Origin of the sequence: Nocardia cerradoensis NBRC 101014 (genome assembly GCF_000308535.1) — a bacterium.
GTDB lineage: Bacteria > Actinomycetota > Actinomycetes > Mycobacteriales > Mycobacteriaceae > Nocardia > Nocardia cerradoensis.
The window spans coordinates 53,236-61,178 of record NZ_BAFW01000161.1 but is presented as its reverse complement, the minus strand read 5'-3'; the positions used below and the strand labels follow the sequence as shown (position 1 = coordinate 61,178).

Here is a 7,943-nt window from a genome sequence, read left to right as displayed (position 1 = left end):
GCCTATTGGAAATCCGCGCGCGAAGGACTCGACGGCGACGGCGTCGATCCGCTGGACGGGCGAGTGGAGCCGGCGCGCGTCCGGCTGGCCCGGCTCGTCGACCACGTCACCCCGGCGCTGCGAGAACTCGAGGAGGAGCGGTTCGTGACCGAGACGATCGCCGCGGTGACGGCCCGCGGCAACGGGGCCCGGCGGCAGTCGGCCGCATTGCACCGGCGCGGGGCGGTCGCGGATGTGGTGGACGAACTGGCCGAGGCGACCGCGGACGGCTGTTCGCTGTAGGGGAGGGGTGTATGCGCATCGCGATCACGGGCGCGAGCGGCAATGTCGGCACGGCGCTGTTGCGGGCGCTGCCCGATGCCGAGATCGTCGCCATCGCCCGGCGCCCGCCGCCCGCAGACCGGGAACCGTATTCGCGGGCGCGATGGGTCGCGTGCGATATCGGGGACCCGGCCGCCCGCCCCACGCTGGCGGCGGCCTTCGCGGGGACGGACGCGGTGGTGCACCTCGCCTGGGCGGTGCATCCGCGCCGGACCGATCCGCCGCTGGAACGCACGAACCGGATCGGCACCGATCACGTGCTGGGCGCGGTGGCCGACAGCGGCGTCACGCATCTGACCGTCGCCTCGTCGGTGGCCGCCTATTCTCCGGCACCGCGCTGGACCCGTGTCGACGAGCGCCAACCACGCGGCGGGGTACCGGGCGGCGCCTACAGCCGGGACAAGGCGGACCTGGAACGACGGCTGGACGCCTTCGCCGCCGAACGACCGGCCGTCGGTGTCGCCCGGATCCGGCCGTGCGGGATCGCCCAATCCGACGCGGCCGCGGAACTCGGTGATTGGCTGCTCGGGCCCTGGCTGCCGCGCTCGCCGGTCGGCCGGCCGTGGTTGCCGGTACCGCTGTGGCCCCGCCTTCGCCTGCAGCTCGTCCACGCCGAGGATGTGGCCGCGGCGATCCGGGCCATCCTGGTGCGCCGCGCCACCGGCGCCTTCGACCTGGCCGCCGAACCCGTGCTCACCGCACCGCTGCTGACCGAGATCTTCGGAGGTGTGCGAATTCCCGTGCCTCGCCCGCTGCTGGCCGCTGCCGCCTTCGCCGGCTGGCGCGCGGGGCTGTTGCCGTTGCATCCGGCGTGGCTGGGCCTGGCCGATCGCGCGTGCCTGGTGCGAGCGGAGCGGGCGCGGCGTGAACTCGACTGGCGGCCGGCGCATTCCGCGGTCGACGTGGCGGCCGAGCTTGCCGCCGGTTTGCGCGAACACGCCTCCGGCGGCAGCCCGCCGCTGAATCCCGATCCGATGCGGTGTCGCCCGGGGCGCCCGACACACCAAGATCAGCGGCCGGACCATCGGCCGGGATGAAAGGCCCACATGTCCTCACTCCACAGAGTCGTGTCCACCGACGTTCGTGCCCGAGGCGTGGGACCAGCTGGGGAGGCGAGTCCGCAGTCACGAACGAAGGTGTGCCAGCAGTTCGTCCGCGGCTGGGTACGGGCGCTCATCGGGCAGTAGCCGGGCAGCGGAGTCGAGGTCGCCATCTCTGACCAGCTCATGAATCTCGTGGGCGAGTGGAGTCATGTCGCTGATGGCGACTGTCCACTCGTCCGCGTAACGTCGCACGGCCTCACCACAGAGCCCGAGTTGCAGCGCGCGGTACGGAAGGGGCCGCAGAGACAGATCCCGCTCGGGATCCCACTGGACGCGGGCGGGCGCGCGCTTCAGCCGGCGTTGCCAGGTGCTGCGGTCGGGATGCAGCCCGGGCTTGTAGGTCGACAGGCACGCATGGCGCAATGCCCAGTCGAAACCGCTGCGTGAGATCTCCACCGCGAGGATGGTCTCCTGATCCGGCTTCGTACCCCATCCGCAGCGGTACATCATCCACAGGAACGACGGCTTGATCCACGTCATCCGGTCCCGGTTCCATGCCGCGGGGAAGGCGCCGTCGCGGATGGCGGGTTTGCCGATGGCCGGGGAATATGCCTGGTAGACAGTGACGGTGGATGCCGTATGGAGCGCGCGGATCCTGTGTCGTGGTTCTTCCATGGTGTAGAGCGTGACGCCGAACGACTCGGTCGGCGAGCGAATTTCACTCCTCCGACCCCGTGGAATCATTCACCTAGGGCTCCGGGTTGTCGGGCGCGAGGGCGCCGGGCCGGCGGGTGTCCGGCTTGCGGGTGTCGACGTAATGTGAGGCCACCAGATCGCAGAGGCGCGTGAGCGATTGCTTGTTGCGGGGTTTGAGAGCCATGGTCTGCACTATGTCGGGGATGAACCGGCCCGGCCCGCGGATCACCTCCTCGCTCATGCTCACCTCGGTGGTGTCGGCATCGATAGGCGTCATCGCCAGCCGGATCCACGCCACCCCCAACGGCCACAACTCCGCCTCCAGTTCGATGCTGTTCGGCGGATCGACGGCCACCACCCGGGTGGCCTGCTGAGCCATCAGCGGCCAGGCGCCGACGCTGTGATGAATCCGGGAGCCGATCCGCGGCCAGTCCTGGTCCACGTCGCGCATGTGAGTCGACCCGACCACCCAGTGGCCGTAGGACCAGCCGTCGGACAGCACGGCGAACACCTGCTCGACCGAACCGGGAACTCCCATCGTGACCTCGCCCATCAGCACACCGCCAATGCGTCGCGAATCATGTCCAGATGGTGCTGGACCACGGGCGCGGCGTTCTGTGCCAACGCCGTGACCTGCGGGCTGCTGCCCTGCGCGGTCTCGGTGGCGCCCGCCTGCAGTGTCTGGACGTGGAAACCCTCCTGCATGTGCAGCCAGGCCAGGTCGTACTCGCGGCCGGTCTTCATCGCCGTCTCACGCATCTGCTGTGACTGGTCGGCGGTCGGCATCAACGGCAGGGCCACGCCGTTCGGGATCGCGACCGCGGCGCCCATCGCCTCGAGCCGGGTGTGGTCGGTCACGAGAACGGGACCGAGATCGCGCACCTGCTGACAGGTACCCATGGCCGCCGCGCCCGCGCCGGACAGCATCTCGGTCATGTTTCCCTGGTGGACCGCGACGAGAAAGTCGCTGTCCTGCGCCGACAGTGCGGCCGGTTGAGCCGCGCCGACCGCGGTAGCGCCGAGTCCGAGGCCGACCGCGGCGGCGGTGACGACCAGCAGACGATGCGGTGATTTCATGATGTGCTCCTGTTCGCCGGGTATTTGCAGCCCGGATGCCCAGCGCGGCGCGTCATACACGTGCCGCCGGCGCTCACACCACCACGGTGTCGCCGCGCGGGATCTCCACGATGCGATCGGCCCCTCCGCGTTGCCGCATCCGGTCGCGGAATTCCGCGAGCGGGGACGCGAAGACGGTGTAGTCGTCGTAGTGCACCGGCACCGCGCGCGGCTCCCGCAGCAGGTCCACCAGCCCGGCGCCTTGCATGCCGTCCATCGTGACGGTGAGGCCGAAGGACAGCAGCGTCGTCGCGTTGCCGACGACGGTGATCGACAGGTCCACGAGCTGTCTCCGTCCGCTCAGCGGTCGATGTCGTAGAGCGCGGTGTGCAAGCGGGACAACAACTTTCGCCGCGGCCATCCGGTCGGGCGGGAGTCGGCCAGCGCGGCGCGGGCGGCGTTGGCGCCGCAGGTGCCGTGCACGCCGCCGCCCGGATGTGCCGAGGCCGAGCCCAGATACAGTCCCGGCACCACGGTTTCGGGCCGCCCGAGTCCCGGGACCGGCCGGAACACCAACTGCTGGTGCAGCTGGGAGGTGCCGCCGTTGACCGCGCCGCCGACGAGATTGCCGTCGGCGCTGTGTAGATCGCTGGGCCGCTGCACGATCCGCGCGTGAATCCGGCTGCCGAAGCCGGGCGCGTGGGCTTCGAGGACGGCGTCGACCCGTTCGGCCAGCAGGTCGGCCGCGGCGTCGTCGGTGACTCCGCGCGGCAGATGGGTGTATGCCCACGCCGATTCGGTGCCGGGCGCCGACCGGCTGGGATCGGCCGTGGTCATCTGACCGAACAGCATGAACGGCGTGTGCGGCACCACGCCGGTGCCGATATCGGTGGTCCACCGCGCCAGTCCGGCCCGGTCGGCGCCCAGATGCACCGTGCCCGCCTCTCGCAGCTGTTTCGACCGCCACGGAATCGGTTCGGAGAGTGCGTAATTCACCTTGACGGTGGGAGCGTCCCAGGTGAATCGTTCCAGATCCGCGCGCAGCCGCTGCGGCAGATCCGCGTCGGCGAGCAGCCGGGTGTAGAGCGTCGGCGCGTCGATATCGGCGATGACCGCCTTGCGAGCCCGCACCATCTGACCCGCGGCCGTGATCACGCCGTCGGCGCGTCCGTTGCGTATGACGACACGTTCGACCGGCTGGCCGCAGTGCACCCGCGCCCCCGCCGATTCGGCGCGGTGCACCAGGGCCGCGCTCAGGGCCCCGGCTCCACCCACCGGAACCGGGAATCCGCCCTCCTGGGCCAGCATGGTCAGCAGATAGCCGTAGACACCGCTGCCGGGGGCGTCCACCGGCACATCGGCATGCATCGCGTTGCCCATGATCAGCAATTTGGCGGCTTCGTCGTGGAACTGTTCGTCGACCATCCGCCCGACCGGCAGCATCAGGAACCGCAGATACCGGAACAGGTCGGCGGAGCCGAGATCACGCCACAACCCGGCCGCGCCGCGCACGGGCGGGAACGGGCCGAGGAACGACCCGAGCAGATGTTCGCGCACCTGCCGCCACTGTTCGACCAGCCGCATCCAGGTGCGGCCGTCGCGAGCGTCGCGCCGGGCCAGCGCCTCGGCCGTGATCTCGGCGTCCGGATGGACGACGGCGGCATCGCTGTCCTCGGGACTGCGGGGGTGGCCGTACACGATGGGCGCTCGGCTCCATCGCAATCCGTGATCTTCCAGACCGAGGCCGCGCAGCGCCGGCGAGGCGCCGGCCATCGGATAGAACGCGCTGAACAGATCCATCCGGTAGCCGGGCACCAGCTCGGCGCTGCGCACGGCGCCCCCGGCGGTGTCCTGGGCCTCCAGCACCACCACATCCCAGCCGTGATCGGCGAGCAGCGCGGCGCTCACCAGGCCGTTGTGCCCGCCGCCGATGATCACGGCGTCGACGGGCTCGGCATCGAGCGGCGCCGAACCACCGGGCGTGGGCGAGGACACGGGCATGCGCTACGGCCGGGGCCGGTCGACGTCCCCGCGCCACGCGCCCGATTCCTGGGGGCGCGATTCGATGAAGTCGCGGAAACGCTCGAGATCACCCTTGACGCGACGATCGAGTATGCCGAGCTTGTCGGCGACGTTCTCCACGAACCCGTCGGGATCGATATCCATCTGCGCGGTCACCCGCGTGTGGTCCTCGTCGAGCCGATGGAAGGTGATCACTCCGGCATGCCGGGGGCCGGCCTCCGAGGTCCACGACACCCGCTCGTCGGGGTGCTGCTCGGTGATCTTCGCGTCGAATTCGCGGGTCGCGCCGGCGACGTGCACCGTCCAGTGGGTGTGCGTGTCGTCGCGCTGCTCGACCCGCTCGACGCCCTGCATGAACTGCGGGAACGATTCGAACTGGGTCCACTGGTTGTAGGCGGTGGTCACCGGTACGTGCACATCGACCGATTCGGTGACTGTTGTCATGCTGCGACCTCCTCGTGGTCTCGGTGGGCAACGCTGACGCCATACCCGCACCGCGCGCTCGTACACGGATCACTCGGTCCCGGCGTCGAGTGCGTACATCGAGCGGACCACCGCGAGCAGTGCGGCCTGCTGGGCGTGACCGGGGATGTGCCGCTCGGACAGATCCCGCACGGCGGCCGCGGTATCGGCGTGCGCTGTGCGCAGTTCGTCGAGGTAGGCGTCCAATCGCGCGGGATGGGCGTGGGTGGCGTCGAGGCAGGCGACGGCGTCGGCCAGTATCGTGACCAGGTGGGCGAGCCGGGGGGCGAACACCTCGCCGAATTCGTCGTATTCGGCGCCGGTCGCCACCGCCTCGGTCAATCGCTTGACCTGTTCGGAGACCTCGCTCAGCGTCCGGAACGGGGATTCGGAGACCGCTGGATGCCAGTCGCGTCGACGGCGGACCAGCCAGCGCGGATTCCAGCGCAGGCTCTCGCGGCCCTGTCCGAGCGCGTCGTCGGCGCGCCGCACGGTCGCATCGAGCAGCCGCGCCTGATGCTGCCAGTGCGCCGCGGTCGGGAGATCGACGTGCTCGGTCAGGCCCGCGGCGATCGAGGCCAGCAGTTCGCGCAGTTCTCCGGCGAGGGCGTCGACGGCCTCGCGGGTCCGGCGCAGATGCATGGGCGGCAGCACGATCATGTTGACCGCGACCCCGATGGCCGACCCCAGCAGGATTTCGGCCATCCAATACGCCAGATAGGTCAGATTCTGCGCGGTGCCGTAACAGACCATCAGCAGTGCGGTCACCCCGGTCCAGATGCCGCTGGTGCCGAACCGATGCCATTGCCCCACAATCATTCCCGCGAATACCGCGACACCGAGCGTCAGCATCGGCTGCCGGAAGACGAGGGTGGTGAGGTAGGCGACCGCCAGTCCGGCCAGCAGTGCGCAGGTCTGCTGCGCGGCGCCGGTGAGCGAGCGGTACACCGTGGTCGTCATCAGGAAGACCGCCGCGTAGGGGGCCATGAACGACTGCGGCGCCGGGATCGCCGCGCGGGCGATGGTCCAGGCCGCGACGGCGGCCCCGGCCATCTTCGCGGCCTGGATCAGTGCCTCACGTTCGCGCCCGGAACGAGTGCAGGCGAGCACCGGCCACGTCGTGGTCAGTCGTCGCGCCGCTCGTGCGCGATATCCGAGAGGCGGAATGAACAGTCCCTTCGTCGCGGGTGGGCCGGCATCTACTCGCCGAGCTACCCGCGACGTTTCCGGCGAAACGCGGCGTCGGCCGCGGTCACCAGGTCAGAACGGGTTTGACGACACGTCCCGCGTGGTGGTCGGCCAGGGCGGCGCCGATCTCGGTGTACGGGTAGGACCGGACCAGCCGGTCGAGTGGCAGCCGCCCGGCGGTGTAGAGCTCGAGCAGGTGCGGGATGAATCGCCGCGGCACGGCGTCGCCCTCCAGGCAGCCGTGAATGGTCTTGCCGCCCAACACGATATCGCGCATATCGAGCTGCGGGACGCCGATGCCGAGGCCGACCACCGCCACCGCGCCGCCGGTGGCCAGCCCCGCCACCGCCGCCGCGAGCACGTCGGGACGACCGGTGGTGTCGAGGGCGTGGGTGGCGCCGCCGCCGGTGAGTTCGTCTATGGTCGCGGCGGTCTCGTCGCCCGGGGCCAGGGCGGCGGCCGCGCCGAGTTCGAGGGCCAGCGCACGGCGATCGGCGGACGGTTCGACCACCAGCACCGTGGTGCCGGGACGTGTGCGCGCGGCCAGCAGCCCGGCCATACCGACCGCACCCGCGCCGTAGATCACGAGCTGCGAATCCGGTTCCGGGGCGAGCACATTCAGGATCGCGCCGGCGCCGGTCTGGAAGCCGCAGCCCAGCGCGGCGGCGACGGCGAGATCGGTACCGCCCGGGACGACGATCGTATTGTCCGCGGTGCTCAGCGCGTATCCGGCGAAACTCGACTGCCCGAAGAACCCGTCGCGCACGCGCGTGCCGTCGACGGTGATGCGGGGCGAGCGATCGGCACGGCCGCCGAACTGATTCAACGCCGTGGATCGAGCGCAGTACGGCAGGCGGCCGAGCCGGCAGTTGCGGCAGCTGCCGCAGTGCCGGAACGTCAGCACGACCCGGTCGCCGGGCCGCACGCCCGCCACCTCGGCGCCGACCGCCGCCACCACACCCGCGCCCTCGTGGCCGAGCAGGATCGGGCGGTCGGCGGCGCCGGCGGCGCGGGAGACCAGATCGGTGTGACAGATTCCCGACGCCTCGATCCGGACCAGGATCTCGTCGGCGCGCGGCTCGTCGATCGTGACGGATTCCAGGCTGAAGGCGGCCCGCGGATCGCGCGACAGCGCGGCAGTGGTCACCGGCACGG

9 protein-coding genes and 1 pseudogene are annotated in these 7,943 nt (G+C 70.7%); 2 read left to right on the top strand and 8 right to left on the bottom strand.

Annotation, left to right across the window (positions count from 1 at the left end; genetic code table 11):
• Positions 1-282 (top strand): annotated as a pseudogene (locus ON23_RS17020) (carboxylate--amine ligase); the annotation flags it as partial.
• Positions 283-293: 11 nt separating this feature from the next.
• Positions 294-1,358, top strand: a complete 1,065-nt coding sequence (locus ON23_RS17015; RefSeq protein ID WP_039779335.1) for an NAD-dependent epimerase/dehydratase family protein — start codon at positions 294-296, stop codon at positions 1,356-1,358.
• Between the two features lie 87 nt (positions 1,359-1,445).
• Here the strand turns inward: ON23_RS17015 and ON23_RS17010 are convergent, their stop codons facing one another.
• From ON23_RS17010 to ON23_RS16975, 8 genes are all read right to left on the bottom strand, one after another.
• Complete coding sequence (locus ON23_RS17010; RefSeq protein ID WP_039779333.1) at positions 1,446-2,039, bottom strand: DUF4291 domain-containing protein; 594 nt, start codon at positions 2,037-2,039, stop codon at positions 1,446-1,448.
• 73 nt (positions 2,040-2,112) lie between these two features.
• Entirely contained in the window at positions 2,113-2,613 is a 501-nt protein-coding gene (locus ON23_RS17005; protein ID WP_051042789.1) for an SRPBCC family protein, read from the bottom strand.
• The gene (locus tag ON23_RS17000; RefSeq protein ID WP_157170235.1) at positions 2,613-3,137 is read right to left on the bottom strand and encodes a DUF4142 domain-containing protein; all 525 of its coding nucleotides are present in this window, start codon (positions 3,135-3,137) and stop codon (positions 2,613-2,615) included. The genes ON23_RS17005 and ON23_RS17000 overlap by 1 nt, the downstream gene beginning before the upstream one ends.
• Positions 3,138-3,210: 73 nt before the next feature.
• Complete coding sequence (locus ON23_RS16995; protein WP_051042782.1) at positions 3,211-3,459, bottom strand: MBL fold metallo-hydrolase; 249 nt, start codon at positions 3,457-3,459, stop codon at positions 3,211-3,213.
• A 17-nt stretch (positions 3,460-3,476) separates the two neighbouring features.
• Positions 3,477-5,111 carry a phytoene desaturase family protein gene (locus ON23_RS16990; protein WP_245555981.1) on the bottom strand — a complete coding sequence of 545 codons (1,635 nt, stop codon included), beginning with the start codon at positions 5,109-5,111 and terminating at the stop codon, positions 3,477-3,479.
• Positions 5,112-5,120: 9 nt separating this feature from the next.
• Positions 5,121-5,582, bottom strand: coding sequence for an SRPBCC family protein (locus tag ON23_RS16985; RefSeq protein WP_039779331.1), 462 nt, complete (start codon positions 5,580-5,582; stop codon positions 5,121-5,123).
• Between the two features lie 69 nt (positions 5,583-5,651).
• Positions 5,652-6,710, bottom strand: a complete 1,059-nt coding sequence (locus ON23_RS16980) for an FUSC family protein (RefSeq protein WP_210743176.1) — start codon at positions 6,708-6,710, stop codon at positions 5,652-5,654.
• Positions 6,711-6,852: 142 nt separating this feature from the next.
• Positions 6,853-7,941, bottom strand: coding sequence for an alcohol dehydrogenase catalytic domain-containing protein (locus tag ON23_RS16975; RefSeq protein ID WP_039779330.1), 1,089 nt, complete (start codon positions 7,939-7,941; stop codon positions 6,853-6,855).
• Positions 7,942-7,943: the final 2 nt, after the last annotated feature.

What these genes read in the sequence shown, in the direction of transcription:
- ON23_RS17015 (WP_039779335.1), top strand. Translation starts at nt 294, where the DNA reads ATGCGCATCGCGATCACGGGCGCGAGCGGCAATGTCGGCACGGCGCTG.
- ON23_RS17010 (WP_039779333.1), bottom strand. Translation starts at nt 2,039, where the DNA reads ATGGAAGAACCACGACACAGGATCCGCGCGCTCCATACGGCATCCACC.
- ON23_RS17005 (WP_051042789.1), bottom strand. Translation starts at nt 2,613, where the DNA reads ATGGGCGAGGTCACGATGGGAGTTCCCGGTTCGGTCGAGCAGGTGTTC.
- ON23_RS17000 (WP_157170235.1), bottom strand. Translation starts at nt 3,137, where the DNA reads ATGAAATCACCGCATCGTCTGCTGGTCGTCACCGCCGCCGCGGTCGGC.
- ON23_RS16985 (WP_039779331.1), bottom strand. Translation starts at nt 5,582, where the DNA reads ATGACAACAGTCACCGAATCGGTCGATGTGCACGTACCGGTGACCACC.